14 protein-coding genes are annotated in these 18,835 nt (G+C 41.9%); 6 read left to right on the top strand and 8 right to left on the bottom strand.

Going from position 1 to position 18,835, the window contains the following annotated elements:
- Nucleotides 1-71: 71 nt before the first annotated feature.
- Together cruG and cruF are read right to left on the bottom strand one after the other, a co-directional pair.
- Nucleotides 72-1,277, bottom strand: a complete 1,206-nt coding sequence (gene cruG / locus ACR5KR_RS33250) for a 2'-O-glycosyltransferase CruG (protein ID WP_448269597.1) — start codon at nt 1,275-1,277, stop codon at nt 72-74.
- A 219-nt stretch (nt 1,278-1,496) separates the two neighbouring features.
- The gene (cruF, locus tag ACR5KR_RS33245; RefSeq protein WP_445629430.1) at nt 1,497-2,405 is read right to left on the bottom strand and encodes a gamma-carotene 1'-hydroxylase CruF; all 909 of its coding nucleotides are present in this window, start codon (nt 2,403-2,405) and stop codon (nt 1,497-1,499) included.
- A gap of 384 nt (nt 2,406-2,789) precedes the next feature.
- Between cruF and ACR5KR_RS33240 the strand changes: the two genes are divergently transcribed.
- Nucleotides 2,790-3,236 (top strand): hypothetical protein, encoded by a 447-nt coding sequence (locus ACR5KR_RS33240; RefSeq protein WP_445629429.1) that lies wholly within the window; start codon nt 2,790-2,792, stop codon nt 3,234-3,236.
- A gap of 145 nt (nt 3,237-3,381) precedes the next feature.
- On the opposite strand, the gene ACR5KR_RS33235 is transcribed toward ACR5KR_RS33240, so the two are convergent.
- Nucleotides 3,382-4,155 carry an MlaE family ABC transporter permease gene (locus tag ACR5KR_RS33235; RefSeq protein WP_445629428.1) on the bottom strand — a complete coding sequence of 258 codons (774 nt, stop codon included), beginning with the start codon at nt 4,153-4,155 and terminating at the stop codon, nt 3,382-3,384.
- 579 nt (nt 4,156-4,734) lie between these two features.
- Between ACR5KR_RS33235 and ACR5KR_RS33230 the strand changes: the two genes are divergently transcribed.
- Nucleotides 4,735-5,031 carry a hypothetical protein gene (locus ACR5KR_RS33230; RefSeq protein ID WP_448269595.1) on the top strand — a complete coding sequence of 99 codons (297 nt, stop codon included), beginning with the start codon at nt 4,735-4,737 and terminating at the stop codon, nt 5,029-5,031.
- A gap of 159 nt (nt 5,032-5,190) precedes the next feature.
- On the opposite strand, the gene ACR5KR_RS33225 is transcribed toward ACR5KR_RS33230, so the two are convergent.
- The 5 genes from ACR5KR_RS33225 to ACR5KR_RS33205 form a co-directional block, all read right to left on the bottom strand.
- Entirely contained in the window at nt 5,191-6,693 is a 1,503-nt protein-coding gene (locus tag ACR5KR_RS33225; RefSeq protein ID WP_448269593.1) for an HlyD family efflux transporter periplasmic adaptor subunit, read from the bottom strand.
- 25 nt (nt 6,694-6,718) lie between these two features.
- On the bottom strand, nt 6,719-8,938 hold the full coding sequence (locus ACR5KR_RS33220; RefSeq protein ID WP_448269591.1) for a peptidase domain-containing ABC transporter: 2,220 nt from the start codon (nt 8,936-8,938) through the stop codon (nt 6,719-6,721).
- A 565-nt stretch (nt 8,939-9,503) separates the two neighbouring features.
- Nucleotides 9,504-9,920, bottom strand: a complete 417-nt coding sequence (locus ACR5KR_RS33215) for a hypothetical protein (protein WP_448269589.1) — start codon at nt 9,918-9,920, stop codon at nt 9,504-9,506.
- 279 nt (nt 9,921-10,199) lie between these two features.
- Nucleotides 10,200-10,754, bottom strand: a complete 555-nt coding sequence (locus ACR5KR_RS33210) for a hypothetical protein (RefSeq protein WP_448269587.1) — start codon at nt 10,752-10,754, stop codon at nt 10,200-10,202.
- A gap of 568 nt (nt 10,755-11,322) precedes the next feature.
- A complete protein-coding gene (locus ACR5KR_RS33205; RefSeq protein ID WP_445629422.1) occupies nt 11,323-11,670 on the bottom strand; it encodes a hypothetical protein in 348 nt (115 codons plus the stop codon).
- Nucleotides 11,671-12,003: 333 nt separating this feature from the next.
- Between ACR5KR_RS33205 and ACR5KR_RS33200 the strand changes: the two genes are divergently transcribed.
- From ACR5KR_RS33200 to ACR5KR_RS33185, 4 genes are all read left to right on the top strand, one after another.
- The gene (locus ACR5KR_RS33200) at nt 12,004-13,191 is read left to right on the top strand and encodes a sigma-70 family RNA polymerase sigma factor (RefSeq protein ID WP_448269585.1); all 1,188 of its coding nucleotides are present in this window, start codon (nt 12,004-12,006) and stop codon (nt 13,189-13,191) included.
- Between the two features lie 163 nt (nt 13,192-13,354).
- Nucleotides 13,355-14,506 (top strand): DUF1822 family protein, encoded by a 1,152-nt coding sequence (locus ACR5KR_RS33195; RefSeq protein ID WP_448269583.1) that lies wholly within the window; start codon nt 13,355-13,357, stop codon nt 14,504-14,506.
- A gap of 557 nt (nt 14,507-15,063) precedes the next feature.
- Entirely contained in the window at nt 15,064-17,442 is a 2,379-nt protein-coding gene (locus ACR5KR_RS33190; protein WP_448269581.1) for a CHASE2 domain-containing protein, read from the top strand.
- Nucleotides 17,443-17,670: 228 nt separating this feature from the next.
- Nucleotides 17,671-18,486 (top strand): DUF928 domain-containing protein, encoded by an 816-nt coding sequence (locus ACR5KR_RS33185; RefSeq protein WP_448269579.1) that lies wholly within the window; start codon nt 17,671-17,673, stop codon nt 18,484-18,486.
- Nucleotides 18,487-18,835 lie beyond the last annotated feature (349 nt).

Here is an 18,835-nt window from a genome sequence, read left to right as displayed (position 1 = left end):
TTCATAACTCACAACTCACAACTCACAACTCACAACTCATAACTCACAACTCATAACTCATAACTCACAACTCACAACTCAGCACTATACTTGCGTCCTCGCCACTCGCGCGGGGTGCGGAATGCAGATAATAAGATTCGCAGCACAGCTAAGGGATCGGCCAAAGGGGAAAGCCAAAATAACCAGCTACCTTTAGCGTTTGTGCGATCGTAAGAAGGTGCGATCGCTATTAGCATCGCAAAGCGAATCACCAATAGGAATAAATTCAGTCCCAGCAGCAGGAGTGCGGGAGTGGGCGCAGATGAGAGAGTGGGAGAAATCAACAAAAAAGTCAGGACAATTAAAAAGGGTAGACCTTGAACAGATGCGAGTAGCCATAAATCTCCCCACAACTGAGAGCGAGAAGTTGCATCTTTAAGATCGAGACTCCGCCCCCATTCTTTCCACGTCTCCATCGCCCCTTCATACATCCTTACCTTTAATACCTTTGCGCCATCTAAAAAGCCGACCTTATAACCTTGAATAGCAATGTTGCGTGCCAACGTGACATCATCACAAAAAGAATTACTCGCACTGCTATAACCACCCACAGCAGCTAAAACGGAGCGACGACACAAAAAACACTGCCCATTTGCCATTACCCGTTCTGGTTGCTCTGTATTGATCCCCGCTGGATCAAATCGGTAAAGCAAAGTCATCAACAAAGCCGGTTGTAGCCAGCACTCTCCAGGATATTTGAGAATAAATTGGGGTGACAGAGAAACCAAATCGTAGCCCTGTGTTTCGGCCGTCTTTAACAACCCAGCAACTAAACCAGGATGCGGTTGGATATCAGCATCCAGCCCCAAGAACCACTGACTAGCCTCTGAACTATATAGAAAACCATTATGCAACGCCCAAGGACGCCCCACCCAACCAGAGGGTAAGGGATCATCTGTCATCAAGCGAAAGCGCGGATCTTTCTGCTGTGAGGCTTTGACTAAATCGGGGGTGCCATCACTCGATTTACTGTCTACAACCATAATTTCCCGAACTTCATAGCTTTGCTGACTTAAACCAGCCAACAGAGGGCTAATGCGAAGCGCCTCGTTCAGCGTGGGAACAACGATGCTAACCCTACCCAAAAGCTCAGGTGTCGGTTGTTGGGGTTCTATTGGAGGATGGCGTCTTGGCCCTTTTAACAGGCGCGAAAACAGAATCGCCGTTGCTGGTACTTGGATAAGTAGCAATAAAAGAGAGATAGCGTTTTCTACTATCAAAGCGTTGTCATTAGTCATTAGTCATTAGTCATTAGTCATTAGTCATTAGTCATTGGGCATTGGGCATTGAGAAGAGACAAGGTAGACAAGGAAGAGGGGGAAGACTTGGGAGAGATTTGTTCAATAATTCCCTCTTATCCCCTTGTCCCCCTTGTCCCCCCTGCTCCCCTACTCCCCTGCTCCCCTGCTCCCCTGCTCCCCTGCTCCTTCTGCCTCCCCACTCCCTAACTTCTAGACTTATTTCAAGGCAACTTCAACCTTTGCTACTGATACTTCTTTGGTTACTGGTTCAACAGTAACTTGAGCCGATGTGGTTGAACTCCTTGACCACAGCACCATAGCCGGAATTACACCTAGCAATAAGCCAAGTAACACAGGGATAAAGAATCCAGCGGCCAAACTGAGTCCAGCGGCGAATGCAAAGTTAGTTAAATAAACGACTAAAGGCAGATTTAGTTGCGATCGCTCTAATTGAATCGAGGTATTTCTCCACAATAATCCTGTCACACTCATAAACAGAGCGCTAGTACCAAACCAACCTATATAGTTCTGGTAAGGTGTTCCAAAGAAAGCTCCTGGTTGTTTCCAATACCAAAAGGGCAGAGAAGTTTGACTCATAGCCGGTTCAAGGGCAAAGTCCCAGCAAGTGAAGAGCAAAGCACCAACGGCGATCGCAGCAATATGGCGACCCCAACTGGGTTTTTGAGCCACTTTCAAACCAGTTCTCGCAATTAAGTAAGACGACAGCCCAACATAAAACCAAGATAAAGGAATTGTGAAAGGAACTAGCCCTCCAATTTTATAACCCAAGCCACTCAAGTAGCTATAATCGCCAAATGGAAACCCTGTACTAGTTCCCAGGAGTTCACTCCCCAAAGAGATAAACATAGCTGGTAGCATAAATGCTAGCCAAGTTCCGAATCCCAGCGTCCGGTAGGCATAAATAGAGACAGCTACTGTCCCTAAGATGATATCAACTACACCGCCGCCAGCCATACTTAACTGTACGGCAGTTTCTCCTACCTGCGATAAGTTGAAAATTATTTCGGCATTAGGTACTACCAGTAGCATCCCTACCAGTCCAAAGGCTTTTGACGCGATATGACCAATGAGGCATACGCGTTCAGCAATAATAAGTTGTTTCATGATAATTCCTTAACAAGATGTGACACGCGGCGACTCGGCTGCTAACAGTTTACAAATCTTTAACTACTTTGTACCGCAATTCTCGACAAACTTGTTTGGCTTTCTGGTAAATAGCATAAAAGTCTATTGATTGAAGTTATAAAATATAATGCTAAACTTCCTAGTTTAAGCCATAAATTCAAAATCTCCATAATTTTATCTATAAGAACTTCTGGTTTCCGATCTCACTAATACCCGTATCGCAAACAACTCCTTTGATACTGGGATATGCTTAAGGAAGGACAACGATCGTAAACTAAGCAAATCCTCAAGCAAAATAAAGTCTTGAGTTAGTAAACTTATTTATGCGATAAGACCTTAACCCTGTACTAGAAATATAAACCCATGTCAATTTTGAAAAGAGTTCCTTGGGTGTCCCTAGCACTAGTACTGCTGAGTTACAGTACTTTGGGCTGGGTAATATCAGAAACACGTGCTCCTATATTTGTGTGGGTGGCAACTGTAATTGCTATCTTGCTTTTAATCATAACGTTGACCGCTCCTTGGCCAAAGATGACATATTACTACAGTATTTTTCTGCAATCAAATACCAGGGCTTTTGCTGTTGCCGTCTTAGCAGCTTTCTTATTCTTTATTATGGTTGCCTGGTTTCGGGTATTTCTTGATACTTTACTCATAATTTCAGCGACTATATTAGTCAGGATAGACTTTCAAAGAGCGGGTCTTAGAAAAGGATTAGCTTTTTCGACTGCCTCTATCTTTTCATTGGGAGGTTTAGCTTTGGGTGCGCTAATCTACAAGTTTATATATTCCCATATTCTGTTAACGTGATAAAGTATACCCAAAAAAACAAGCCATGCCTGGATTGGGTTGCACCAATCCTTTACAAGCAGCATTATTTACCTACTATTTCCTGTGTAGCTCAAATTCCCAATTTCATAAAAAGTCGAGAATTTTGTTCTATACTTACTTGGGTTCAAAATGCAGGCTGTTCAAATAGCAATAGAGATAGGAAAAAATCCATAATAAAAATGGATACCCAACTCGTAACAACTGCTTTTGTTGCCGATTCTCCTACTTCCTTTGCTCCCCCTCTCGTAGTTAAACCCCAACTACAGCCAATGACAGCAACCAGCACTCCAAAAATAAACCCTTTTAGCAAAATAATAAACAAATCTGACGGTTCTAACAAATTTCTGACTGATTCTAAAAATGTTTCGGGAATAATTTGGTAGAACTTTGATGCGGCAAAAACTCCGCCAATGATGCCTGTAACTAAAGCCAAAATCGTCATCAAAGGCACCATCAAACAACAAGCAATTACTCTAGGAAGTACTAGATAATCAATTGGATCGGTTTTGAGCATATAAAGTGCATCAATTTGTTCGGTGACTCGCATTGCACCTATTTCCGCTGCAAAAGCAGAACCTACTTGTCCCGCCATAATACTAGCGGTCAAAATTGGAGCTAATTCTCTACAAAAAGCTAAGGCAAAAGCACCTCCCACTGCATCAACAGCGCCAAATCGTACTAATTCTCTCGCTGTTTGAATAGTAAAAATCATTCCTGCAAAACCGCTGACAAGGAGAACTGGAGAGATAGAACCTGGCCCAGCGGTAACAAGATGTTGCAAAATCTTGCGATAGTAGGTTTTCCCTTGGAGTAAATGTAACCACACTTGACCAAAGAGCAGTATTGCTGCAAAACAGCGTGTAATCCCAGATTGCTCAAATTTTGTTTTTGGTTGCAATTTTATCGTCCTTACGACTGACTTTTTTTGCACATTTGTTGTGATATCAATTTTCCAAAATTAGACTACAGATACAAATGGTGGGAACCCAGCCAGATGTAATCTGACTTTCTCAATTGAATAGACGCACTAAGCGCGGCTTACCGCAGCATATTACGAATTGGTATTAGGGTATGGTACATGAACAGACGCACTACTACCGCAAGGCGGAATTCAAAATTTAAAACTCAAAACTTGTACTGAGCTTGTCGAAGTATTCAAACAGGTATACAGTATAACTGTTTCATTTATTTGGAATGTGTGGTTGATGTAAGCCGTGTTGTACTAGATGTTGACCCTCAAAGTAAAGGAGGCGTTTGGGCATGGTTCAATTGAGCTTAGTAAACTTTAACGGAAAATAGCACATAAAGCATTATGAGCTTTTTAGCTGCTCTCATGCTTTGTGTGCGATGGAGTTGCAATCTCTGGTTTGTCAAACTAGGAAAAGTAATTGAATCAACTCAAAGGGTTGAAAAATTTAATAATATTTCTAAATAATGTTAAACAATTTTTATGAGCCGGATTAAATACATAATATTTATGTTGCTATTAATACTACCTTTCTCTGTGGTATATCCGGCTTTTGCATCTGTATGCCGTAATTACTCTGTCTACGACGGTCTACGCCACCAGATTTGCATTCTCAGTATCAGCCGAAGTGCCAAAAATTATTGGGAATACAAGGCAATTGTTAGCGTAGATGGCATAAAAAGACCTACAGAGGTTTACAATTGTCGCGAACGAGTCAAGGTTCAACAAACTGGGACTGTTTTGCCCTTTGAGCAAAAAGATGCTGGTGAGATGATATGCAGCTTTTTTAATTCTTCTCGGCGGTAAACACGCGCCAGATAATGAAGACGGTAAAACCTAAATAGATGAATACTGTTAGCCATTCTTGCCAGCTACCAAATACATTGTTCATTAGTAAAAGCCGGAAAATTAATATTTATCAATCCTACACGCTGATGCTACCAGTAGGTTGCTGTATTTTAAATGTTACAAATCACTAATCAACCTCGCCTTACGGAGAAAGAATTGCAGCACAGTTTCTTCACGGGAAATAATATCAACCCTACCCTCCATACCCAATTGAATATGACACTGGTTTTTCCCTTTACCTAAAACCAGAGTTTCCGGTTCAATTGTCACTTCATAAAAAGCACCAGGCGCAGTAGCTTTTGGGCTAGTAGTCCCATTCATTGATGTATTTGTGCCATTCTTTTGAGGAGTCATTGCATCTGGAGAAATCGTCTGCACTTGACCATTCAGAGTACCATAATCTGGGTAAGGACAAGCGCTGACCCGCATTTGGACTTTTTGACCAATTTTTAACTTACTTTGATCTTCAGATCCTACTGCTGCTTTCAAAATTTGAGGTGCATCAGTGGGGACAATTTGCAATACTTCCTCGCCAGCACGTACAGTTTGACCTGGGTTTCGCAGATTGAGTTGAGAAATGATACCATCGGCGGTAGCTGCGATCGCAGTTTGAGCTAAATCTATTTCTGCTTGTTTGAGTTCGCTAGTATCATGCTCTAACTGCTTTTCAATTTCAATCCGTTGGTTAACTAGGGTTTGGCGTTCTTTTTCTAATGTTGCTTTATTGCTTTCCCCTCCGGCTTTTTCTTGAGCAATTCGCTCAGTAGCAACAGTTACAGCTGCATTACTTGGATTTACAGCAACTTGGGCGCGTTGTCTTCTCGCAATCACAGCAGATACCGCTTGTTGTAACCGTTCAATTGTCTGTTTTTGTGCTTCCACTGCTGCTGCTTGGGCCTTTACCGCTTGCTCTTGCTGTCTGGCAGATAATTGTGCTTCTTCAAATTGATCCTGAGATAGCGCCCCTTGGTTAGCTACAGTCTCATATCGTTTCTGTTTTGACTGAGCTGCACCTAATGCAGCTTCAGTCGCATGGAGATTTGCTTGTGTTGTTTTTAACTGTGCTTCCCCAGCCAGCAATTCTTTCTCAGCAATTTTGACGTTAGCATCAGCTTCTTGAAGTTCGGAAACAGTGGTAAGATTTTTATCTTGGTATTCTCGAAGGCGACCGCTCAATTCCGCTTGAGCGCCAGTAATAATCCGGTTAAGGCGGTCAGTTTCGGCTCGAATCTGGCTGTTGAGGGAACTAATCTGGGCATTAATTTGCACTAGTTGTAGCTTAGATTGTTGAATACTAGTTTGCAATTGGCTTTTTTTGGTTTGTAGGCGGGAGTCATCAATAGTTGCGATCGCATCTCCTTTTTTGATAAGTTGATTTTCTTTGACATAAATGTGCATAACCTGGCCTTCAGTCGCCGCTTGCACAATTCGCAATTCACCTGCCGGACGCACAACCGCCTGTGCTTGGACTGTAACCTTATACTTACAAATTGCCGCAAGTGGCACAGCTAATCCAAGAACGCAGAGAATAAACATTCCACCCCATGTTGTCCAACGAGTAATTGGTGGGAGAAATTCGTTTGTTTGAATTGGGGGGAGAAAATTTGTGTTGCTAACCATGACGTTTTACAAATTACGAATTATCTTAATTAATGGTGGCAGTTTTACCGTTATGATGAGCCGGGGAAGATATCAGCGCCAACCCATTATGGTAAGTAAAAATATCATCTAAGAAATCTAAATGTTCGCCAGGTAAAGAGCGCAATTCTTCTGGTGTACCTTGGATTTTTAAGCGCCCTTGTTCTAAAAATACAATTAAATCTGCTCTCTGTATCACCTTGGGACGGTGACTAATTAAAATAGTCGTTTGATTTTGACGATGGGATAAAAGTCTATCTAATACTTGTCTTTCGCTTACTGGGTCGAGTGCGCCTGTGGATTCATCTAAAATTAAGACTGGTGGCTGAGTAACTATGGCTCTGGCTATAGCTAATCTTTGGCGTTGTCCACCAGAAAGATTTGCCCCAAATTCTCCTAAAACAGTTTGATATTTATCAGGGAGTTTGCTAATAAATTCATCTGCACCTGCAATTTGACAAGCTTTGACAATATCTTCAAAACTAATATGGGGATAGCTAAACTGGAAGTTATCAATAATCGAACGACTCCAAAAGTGGGGTTCTTGGGGAACTAATACCACTTGTTGACGTAAACATTCTAAAGATAAATCTTGCTGATTATAAATACCATAACGAATATTCCCAGACTCAACTTTATATAAACCAGTCAGCAATTTTGCCAGGGTACTTTTACCACAGCCAGATTTGCCAATTAAAGCAATAACTTTACCACCAGGAATAGTTAAGGAAAAATCTTGTAGGAGGTCAACTCTACCTGAATGATGAAAGTTAAGTTCAGTGCAAGTAATATCTGCATTTCCAGGAATTTCTGCCCAAGGCTTTTTAAAATCATTTTCGGATTCTGGGGTAGCGTCAATCACTTCTGTCATCCGTTGCAGGACTATTTGGGCTGTGATAAACTGCTCTACTAAACCGATGGCAGCACCTAAGAAGCCAAGAAAGTTGCCACTCATACCGTTATATGCCATTAATTGACCGATTGTTAAGGTGTGATTAATGACTAAATAGCTACCCATCCAAAGGATGCTAATACTAATGAATGTGGAAAGAATGCCAGTAACCGTACTGCTATACAGTCCCAATTTCATCGTACTCCAGCCCAAATTGGCAAGGCGACCATAATTTCCTTGGTATTCTGACCAAGCTTGGGGAGTGGCTTGGGTAGTTTTTAATACTTGGATGCCGCGAAATGTTTCTACTAAAAAGCCTTGGTTTTCTGTACCTGAAACAATTAGATTTCGGGTTTTCTGGCGCATCGCGGGTAAGAAAAGCAGGTTAACACCCGTGACAACCATAAATGCAACTATAGAAGCAAGAGTTAGTTCCCAACTGTAAAAAAGCATCAAACCCAAGGAAATTACCGCAATAAAGAATTGACTAGGTAATCCGAGGACAATTTGGGAAACTAAATTATTGATAGCTTTGACATCGGCAATACGGCTGACAACTTCCCCACTGCGTCGTCCTTCAAAATATGATAGGGGTAAATGTAAGAGTTTGCGTCCGTATTCTAGAATTAATCCTAATTGCAATCTTTGACCGAAGTGACCGATCAGGTGAGATTGAACTAAACTAATGGCGCTTCTAATTAAGTTCATGCCGATAACGCCAATGGCCACAGTCGTTAGTAGTTGGGTATCACCTCGTACTAAGACATCATCGGTGAGCAGTTGCATCATGAAGGGAGATGCCAAAGAAAGCAATCCAATAGCGATGTTAATGGCGATCGCTTGAGCGAGAATAGAACGATAAGGCCAAACCCGTTGCAGATATCTTCCCAAACCGCCAATTTTATCTGACTCTTGTTGATAAAAACGACTGTCGTCTGGAGTCAGCAGCAGCATTACGCCATTATTCCAACCCGTCATTAACTCTTGACGGGTAAGATAACGGATACCAACACCAGGGTCGGCAATGACGTATTTTTTGCCTTTTTGCCCGTATAATACGACCCAGTGGTAGCCTTTCCAGTGGATAATTGCTGGTAAGGGAGCTCGATCTAATTGGTCGATTAGTTGGGGACTAGCTTTAACTTGGCGGGCGTTGAATCCTAGTACTTCTGCACCCCGTTTCAATCCTAGCAAGGATGTTCCTCTAGAACCAGTGCCTACGGCTTCTCGGACGCGGTTGAGGGTAAATGTGCGTCCGTAGTGTTTGGCAATTGTGGCAAGACTCGCTGCGCCACAGTCTTCTTCACTGTGTTGAAGGACTATTTGGTATTTCATTGTCAAAACAAATGGTAATGGAAAAAGAGAAGTCGGGGAGAAAACCCCGACTAAAGATGATATTTAGTTTGTGAAACCTAAATATCTAAGTACTAAGCTATTTTTGGAAAGTTCTACCAATTTGAAAAATGATTGCGATATATGGATTGTCCAAAAGTTTAGGGACTTCCAAATAAAAAATATTCAATTATTTATTGTGGGGTGGGCCGAAAAGCCAGTGGTGTCAACTTAAGCCAGAAATAACGTACTCGTTGGGTGTTGTGCGTCCGCCCACCGTTAAAACGGCGGTCTAATAACCCAAGTCCATTAAAATGGACTGTAATCTTCAGTCCTCTGAGTGAGGACTTTTGCTATGAGACAGGGATTTTAATCCCTGGCGGACGTTCGGTTTCACGTTAAGTTGACACCAATGGCGTCTCGCCCGCCTTTGTTTATTGGGCGCTCATATTGCCCACGCCACAATATTGGATAATTTATTTCTTGGAGTTCCCTTATTCACTAACTCTTTTACAATCCAAAATCTAATAATCCAAAATGGTACTACTCCGGTCGGTTTGTAACCTTTTCAACTGACTGAGTAAGATACTCTGTACCTAGAACCGCCCCCACTTATAGTAGTTCTTTGTATACCGTTTGTTGGGCCGGAGACGGAAAAACCGCCTAAAGCGTCATCAGAGTCCGGCCAATCACTATCGAAAAAGCTGATTTCTGCATTTTCAAAGAAGGTAAATTCCCAACCGAGATTTTTACCATCTCCTGCACTCATACCACCTACATTGAGTTTACTGGTTATCTCGTCAACAGTGACGTTAGCATAAACGTCATCTTGGCTAAAAGTATCTGCACCATCTTTCAGACAAACTATACTACTTACATAGAGGTTATATCCTCCTTCAATGACAGACGCTTCTTCTGGTGTTAGGTTAGTGAAAAGTTGTTCTTGAGCAACAACAGCAGCGTTAGTAGAAATGATTTTTGACATGGTTTTTATCCTTGATTGTAATTTACTAAATACACTTAAGAATTGGAGATTAGCCTACCTTGTTAATTAGATCGTATAGAGATAATTAAGTAGCTTTTAAAAAGTTGCATATTTGTGGGATGAATTTGCGGCTGTAATCATCGAAATTTTGTTCTGTTTTTGACAAACTTATTCAATGATTCCGCTAGTCTCCAAAGAAAGCATCTTTTTAAATGAACTTCTCTGCATATCACTCTCTACGATTACTTTTAGTCTTTATGCACTGCGATCGAAAATTGGCTAAATAGGGTTGAGGATTACGTCATTGCAAGATTGGAACCACTTAGAGCCGCCAAAACCCCCAGTAACATAGTTTCTGCTAAATTCTGGGACACTTCCGTTCCAGCCTGGTGGAACACTCAAATTAAGAATTCCTCCAGAGCGGATTCCACCTCTAGGGACATCAGCCCATTGCCCGATAACCGTATCGCCAATTCTTGTTCCCTTGTATACATTAGTCCAGGTTCTTCCGTCATCAGCGCTCATTCCCAGCCACCAAATTTCATTGCCAATTTGCCTAACGTAATAGGTGCCTCCATCATCCGAATGCCAAATTCCATTGAAGTCTGGAGAGGCAATACATAGAGCTTGCGCTGGCTGGTTTAGCACTAACGGCATGGTTACAACTGAAATCGGAATCACTGACAGAGCTACAAGTGTTGATAATCCAAAACCGAGTTTTTTAACTTTCTCTTTTTTTGGCGAAGGTATTTTTGTTCCATCACTGTTGGTATCTATATTGTTAGATATTACATCGCCATTGGTATTGTAAGTATAAGTTGTAGTTGAGGTCATAAATTTGTGTTCCTTGATAAATAACTAACCTCAGAAATTCAAATCAGTATGTGTTTGACGAAATTATCCAATGATTTAGCAATTAACCCAAAAACAGCATTTTTTTGTGGTATTTACTAGCTCAATCTCTTTGCATATTACTCTTTACGAATACTTTGAGTTTTTATGCACTTGCAGCAGAACTATTTTGAAAAATCTGGCAAATCCTTATGCATGGAAAAATCGGGGCACTTGCCCCGACGTTATATTGTATTCAGCTTTTTAGCCCAGATTTTTGAGTTGTGCGTCCGCCCACCGTTAAAACGGCGGTCTAATAACCCAAGTCCATTAAAATGGACTGTAATCTTCAGTCCTCTGAGTGAGGACTTTTGCTATCAGACAGGGATTTTAATCCCTGGCGGACGTTCGGTTTGATGTTAAGTTGACACCAATGGCAACATGAGCGCCCAGTTCGCAGGACGGGCGAGACGCCCATCCTACAAGAAATATTGGGATATTTTATTATTTGTCAGTCCCTTAACTCTAACCTCGAAAATTCAAATCAGTAAATCTACTTGAGAATTGCAGATTAGTCTACCCGATAGAGTTCGATATCATATGGATTGCCAGGAGTACTTAGGTTGTCTTGAAACTCATACACTCCTCCATCGGCCAAATTGTATTTTTTGTATTGCTCGTAGCCACTTCGACCGTCAGAGTCAAATTCAATGATTCCTCCACTGTAAGCAGTCCATATACGATCGGAGCCAGGTGATGGATCGCCTGTTGTTGTACCATCGACGGTGTAGGGAATATTGTATCCCGTTTTGTTTTTAACTTCAAAAACTTCGTAACCGCCACTAATTGTTTCAGCAGCTTGTTCGTCAAGTTCTTCAATTAAACCAAAAGATTCTAGGCAGCTTTGATTAGTTAACATGGTTTTTCTCTCTTTGTTAATTAGATGATGCAGAGATAATTAGGTAACTTTTAAGAAGTTGCATATTTGGGGAATAAATTTGCGGCTGTAACTATCGAAATTTTGTTCTGTCTTTAACGAACTTATTCAATGATTCCGCTAGTCCCCAAAGAAAGCATCTTTTTAAATGAATTTCTCTGCATATCACTCTCTACGATGACTTTTAGTTTTTATGCACTTGGATGAAAAATTTTTTGAAAAATCTGTAAAATCCTTACGCAGCAAGGAATTAGCTTTTGTACCTATGGCTGTATAATTGTAATCAGCTATGTTTCAAACAACGGCAAGTATTCCATGCAACCCCGACAGGGCATTATTGAAATCTTTTCTACGTTTGTGCAATTCGATCTAGATCAATTTAGTGGTTGGGCAACAGATGCCAAACTGCGACGTAGTATGAAATTTTGCCTGGAGGAGTCGTCAACTGAGAAATCAGATACCTTTTGGGCGCTTTACTGGTATAGAGTTTGGCAGACTCAATCTAGTGCTGTGGCACAGGCACATATTTCTGCTTATTTACAAGAGGTGTGCTATTGGACTGCTAGAAAATTCGCCCTCAACTTTCCCACGCAATCGTCTGTAGCCGATTGTTTTCAGATGGCGATCGCTCATATTAACAAAATCCTCAAAACTTTCAACCCTCAATACAGTTCGCATTTAAAAGCTTACGCACAATTAACTTTTGAATCGATTATCAAAGATGCAGTGCGCTTACAACGGGAAGCAGACATTTGCTCAGACTGGGCATTATTGCACAAACTCAGCCACAAACGACTAGTGCAGTCATTAGAAAATGCCGGATTTAACAAAGAAAGCATCGAGAGTTATGTTTTAGCCTGGGAATGCTTTAAGGAACTCTACACAGGTGACAATACAAAAATTCGTCAGCTTGCCAAACCAGATGCTCAGACTTGGGAGGCTATTAGTCATCTTTATAATGCAGAACGTTTGGGCCGATTGAGTTCGCCCTCTGCCGTCGTCAATCAACAAACCATAGAAACCTGGGTATTATCTGCTGCTAAAGCTGCCCGTAATTTACTCTATCCTAAATTTGTTTCCGCAGACGCTCCCCTCAAAGAAGATGAAGGTAATTTATTAGATATACTGCCTGTAGATTTGCAAACATCTTTACTAACGGAAATTATTGAGCAGGAAGAAGCTGTGAATATGCGATCGCAGCAAGCTCAGTTAAACCAAGTTTTGCACAAAGCGATCGCTGCACTCGATGCTGAGTCCCAAAAAGTACTACAAGCTTACTACGTTCAACAACTGACTCAACAAGAAATTGCTGCCCAGCTAGAAATGAAGCAATATACTGTTTCTCGTCGCCTGAGCAGCATTAAAAAGTCATTGCTCCTGACTCTCACACAATGGAGTCAAAACACCTTGCATATTTCCCCTAAATCCGACGTAGTAGATGCCATAAACACAAGTTTAGAGGAATGGCTGAAAGTCCAATATAGCCATACCCAGATTCAGTAGACATCTTGCAAAAGTAACAAATGCCAAGATGTTGGGGTGCATGTTAAAGGTTACTGAGTAAGGGAAAATTCTATACCTTTACCCTTTACCCTTTTCCCTTTACCCCACAATGCCTCCCCTCTCCCTAACATGGTCTTTATATGAAGCCATTCTAAAATAATTTATGTTGAACCCACCTGCCCCATTCACCATTGACTCACAGCATTTATACTTGGAAATTACCCAATCTCCAGAAGTGCAAGAACAACCATACTCAACAGCTGGTGCTTGTCAACGTGGGTGGATAAATCAAAAATGCTTGCAAGCATTTTTGCCTTGGTTCAAAGAGGAAATTGCTCCCGGCGCCAAGGTTTATCCTAACAGTGCGACATTGCCGAGTTTTTGGGAAGTAGTCAATGGCACAGCTATTACTTTCGATCGCGATCGCCTGGTATTAATTCCCACTTTGGCAATAGATGACGATGAGTTACGCGTACCCCAAGAATGGGTAGATATACCAGAGTGGGTTGCTGATTATTACATAGCAGTACAAGTTAATCCTGATGATGGTTGGATAAAAATTTGTGGTTATACAACCCATCAAATTCTGAAAACAAAAGGGGTTTATGATGCTGGCGATCGCACTTACAGCTTGGAAAGTGAAAATTTAATTCCAGATATTAATGTATTGTGGGTTACACGGCAACTCGATCGGTCAGAAGCCTTACGTGCCGAGATTGCACCAATAGATTCTATTACCAAAATTCAGGCGGAAAACCTTTTAGAAAGATTGGGCGATCGCAATGTCAAATTCCCACGTTTAGCAGTTCCATTTTCACTCTGGGGTGCGCTCTTGGCACATAGCGGTTGGCGAAAAAAGTTGTATGAACTGCGTCAGGGTTTACTCATACAGCGATCGATTCCGCAATGGTTACAGACAGGAGTAGCCAATTTAGCTCAACAGTGGGGATGGGAAAAAAGAGAATTCCTTGTGGTACCTGCCGGAATGCGGAGTGCAGAAACACTTCTCGGCTTGTCTCGGCAAATAATAGTTGCAGAGCAAACATACGAGTTACGCATTTTCCCTAAAAGCGCTTCTGAGGATTATGTTTGGCGTTTTGAATTGCGAAGTACAACTGTTGATAGTCAAATTCCGGCTGGATTTAAACTCCGATTACTAACGGAAGATTTACAAGCTTTTGAAAATAATCAAGATACGGCAACAACTGCTGTAGATATGTTGTATTTGGAAGTAATTTTGGAACTAGGAGAAGGATTGGTTTGGGAAATAGAACCCACTCCTGAAGATTATGACCGAGAGATTTTGCGGTTTTAAGTTTTACCTTCAAAAATATTCATGTTTAGCTTGTATTATTTGCTCTTACACTGAATTTAACTACACACAGTAGGCAATTCATTTAGCAACCAAGATATATAGCAGGGTGTAAGGGCACGATAGTGCCCATAGGTGTCAATTTAACCTGAAACCTTTGTCAAGACGTGATATTGAGTTCATTCGCTTATGGTTACTCACAGCGTCACCCCACCTCGGTTTTGTCTAAAGCCAAAACTGCCCCTCCTCCATGCCTTGGGGCTTCGGTGTACACACAAGTCGAATTACCCCCCTCAATCCCCCCCCTTCGACAAGCTCAGGGCATCGCTTGTAAAGGGGGGAAGCCGGAAATCCAGTTCCCTCTTAAAGGGGCTGGTGAATTGTCGCCCACTAACTAACCTTGCAAAGGGGGGAAGCCGGAAATCCAGTTCCCTCCCCTTTACAAGGGGAGGGCTAGGGTGGGGTAAAGCCTATGTGCAACAAGCGTTTAAGCTCAAGTTGACACCAATGGGCACTGCCATATCCCTACGGACATACTCAACATCTAGGGAGAACTAGCTGTGGACAAGTTAATCATCTTAAAGTTAGGGGAGGGAAACTTTGAACAAGGGTTTACCGTGACTCTACAGATTGGCGATGAAAATGTCCGCCCGACTGTGGAAATCACAGGTGAGCTACCCCCCAACCCGGAAATTCTTCGCGATTATCACCGTTGGCAATCTATTTATCGTAATTTAAGGCTGCCATCTCGTCCGATTGGTTTAGCTAAAGAACTTAACCAAGCCCCCAGCCTCGAATACTGTCAGCAGGTGAGTGAGGAATTTAAAGTCAGTTTTAATGCTTGGCTTGCTTCCGATTCCTTTCGTTCCATCCGCGAGAAATTGTTAGAAAAACTCATGCTTGCGGATAATATTCGGATGCTTTTACAAACCAAAGACCTGCGATTACAGAAATTTCCCTGGCATCTTTGGGATTTGCTAGAACGCTATCCCCAAGCGGAAATCGCCCTGAGCGCTCCTGCCTACGAACAAGTCAACCTTAACCGCATAGCAACTACATCCGACAAAGTAAAAATCTTAGCGATTTTGGGTAACAGTCAAGGTATTGATACCAAAGCAGACCAAGCGCTGCTTAATTTGTTACCCAATACAGATATCACTTTTTTAGTTGAACCACAATGTCTTGACTTGACCGACCAGCTATGGGAGCAGAATTGGCAGATTCTATTTTTCGCCGGACATAGTTTCACTCAGGAAACGAATCAAACCGGAAAAATCTACATCAATCAAACTGAAAGTCTCACAATTAGCCAGTTAAAGTATGCCTTAAAAAAGGCAGTAGAGCGAGGTCTAAAACTAGCGATTTTCAATTCCTGTGATGGCTTAGGATTGGCATGGGAGTTTGCAGATTTACATATTCCCCAAATTATCGTGATGCGAGAGCCTGTACCCGATCGCGTAGCGCAACAGTTTTTAAAGTATTTTTTAGAAGCCTTTGCGCGGGGAGGCTCGTTGTATTTAGCGGTCAGGGAAGCACGAGAAAGGTTACAGGGACTAGAAAACCAATTTCCCTGTGCGACATGGTTACCTGTCATCTTTCAAAATCCGGCTGAGACGCCGTTGAATTGGCGGGAATTGTTTAGAAATCCACCCAATCTTCCGGTATCTTTGTCTCAAACCACGCCTGTTAGAAGAACCACAAATCGGCTTGGCTTCTCATTAATATTACTAACGAGCATGGTAGTCACTGGAATATTAATCGGGGTAAGGTATTTGGGCGTGCTGCAAACATTAGAGTTAAGTGCATTTGACCAACTGATACGCTTGCGCCCTGCTGAAAAACCAGACTCACGCCTACTGATTGTCACTGTAACTGAAGAAGATGTCCAGGCGCAAAAACCAGAAAAACCTCAAGGTTCGTTGTCAGATAAATCACTTGCCAAACTGTTAGAAAAATTAGAGGCATATCAACCCCAAGTTATTGGTTTGGATATATACCGAGATTATCCAGTGGGTAAGGATTATCCAGCATTGGCAACAAGGATGCGAAAAAGCGATCGCTTTGTCGGGGTGTGTCAACTCAGCGATTATCAAGCCGGAAAACCAGGTGTAAAACCACCCCCAGAAGTTTCTTCACATAATCTCGGTTTTAGCGATATTGCCATCGATTCAGATAATGTTGTGCGTCGCCAGCTGTTAGCGTTAACTCCTGCGCCCTCATCTCCTTGTACTGCGCCCTATGCCTTGAATGTTCAACTGGCGCTGCGTTACCTGTATACAAAAGGAATTCGGTTGCAATTTACCCCTGATGGCGCATGGCAATTAGGGAAGGTGACATTTAAACCAATAGAAACTCATACCGGAGGTTATCAAGGAGTTGATGCTTTTGGACACCAAATTTTCTTAAATTATCGTTCTTCTCCTTCACCAGAAGCGATACCTTCGGTAGGCTTCGCCAACGCACCAAGTATGACCTTACAACAAGTGTTAAGGGGTAAGCTAAATGCCAATGCAGTCAAAGGCAAAATAGTCATTATTGGCACAACAGCAGAAACTTTTGGTGATTACTGGTTAACTCCCTACGTCACTCCTCAAGGAAAATTACACGCAATACCAGGAGTATTTTTACAAGCCCAGATGGTCAGTCAACTGCTCAGGGCTGCTTTGGACGGACAACCTCTGTTGTGGACTTGGCCGCTTTGGGGTGAGGTAATTTGGGTTTGGGGTTGGTCTTTTTTAGGCGGTTTATTTACTGCTTATCTGCACCGATTCATTTACTTAAGCTTGGCAGGAGGAATAGCCATTATTAGTTTATACGTTAGCTGTTTTATATTTTTAATTGTATATAGTTGTTGGGTTCCGCTAATTCCTGCTATGTTGGCTTTAGTAGTAAATAGTTTAATAGCTACAACTTACTTAAACATGAAATTTAAAAATTAATAATAACGCCAATTGTAAGAGGATGTTTGGAAAGCTATATTTGTTACCCAAAGTATCTAATACCCCCCCTAACCCCCCTTGGAAAGGGGGGGAAAATAATCTCTTAAAGCCTCCCTTTATAAGGGGGGTTGGGGGGGTAATGTCAGAATTTAATATGTTATACAACCCTTTTCAAACATTCTCTAAGCATGAAAATCGCCGTTCAGCAAGCAAGTGTTAGGAGGTTTTATGAAAAGCTATTGGCAAATGCAATTAATCGCGGCAGTGGGAATGACTTTGTGGGGAATTATCGGCTATTCTCCAATGATTTGGATGACACCAGTTGCGGCGGTCACTCCTCAGAAATTTTCGCCTCCTCCGCCTCCTCCAGACAGGGGTGCAGCAGGCGATCGCGGCGGGGCTGCAAGTCGCGGTTGTGGTGTTGGAAATCAGTCTGTAGTTGCACTTGTACCTATATACAAACAGACATTAAATCAAGGGCAAACAGAAGCTATTTCTGTTACTAAAGTTTGGGGTTTGACGAATGAGGAATATCCAAGTTTTTGGTTTTTTGTTCCCTATCAAAAATCTCTAATTGATTCCATTGAGTTTGTTGTCAAAGATGAGTCAGGTAAATCAAGTCAAACTCTTTACCGAACAATGGTAACAATACCAGAAGTACCAGGAATTGTTAGCATTCCCTTAAATGCAAATACTTCCCCATTGCAAGTAGACAAGATGTATCACTGGTTTTTTAAGATAAAAATCATTTGCAACCCCCAACAACCTCCAGAACGAGAGTATGTGGAAGGATGGGTGCAACGAGTCAATCCAAATCCTCAATTAGTAGATAGCTTGAAGCAAGTAACTCCTCAGCAACGGGTAAACCTTTATGCCGAGAATGGTATTTGGTACGATGCTTTGACTACTTTGGCTGAATTACGTCTTAGCAAACCTGAAGATCCAACTCTAGCGGTGGAGTGGATGAATTTGCTTAAATCCATAGATTTAGAGAATTTCGCTAAACAACCTCTAGTAAAATGTTGCCAAGCTAATGCAAAGTAGCAGACCAAAGCCTAGCCAATATTTCTGTTCAAGTGAAAGTCCCACACTGAGCAAATATCCCGCCCAGAACTAAAGTTCTGGGCTGATAGCTAAAGTCCTCTAAAAGAGGACTAAACAAGAAATTTAGCTGATAAAACTGACGCGAAAAACCAAGTGAGTAAGCTATTTCGGCGAACGCATTTGTTGCTTTTGCGAACTCATTTGCTATTTCGGAGTACGCATTTGCTATTTCGGCGAACTCATTTGCTATTTCGGAGTACGCATTTGCTATTTCGGAGTACTCATTTGCTATTTCGGAGTACTCATTTGCTATTTCGGCGAACTCATTTGCTATTTCGGCGAACTCATT

It is taken from the genome of Nostoc sp. DSM 114159 (assembly GCF_053470285.1).
Note: the sequence above shows the minus strand (reverse complement) of the source record. Positions and strands in the feature narration are given on the sequence as shown.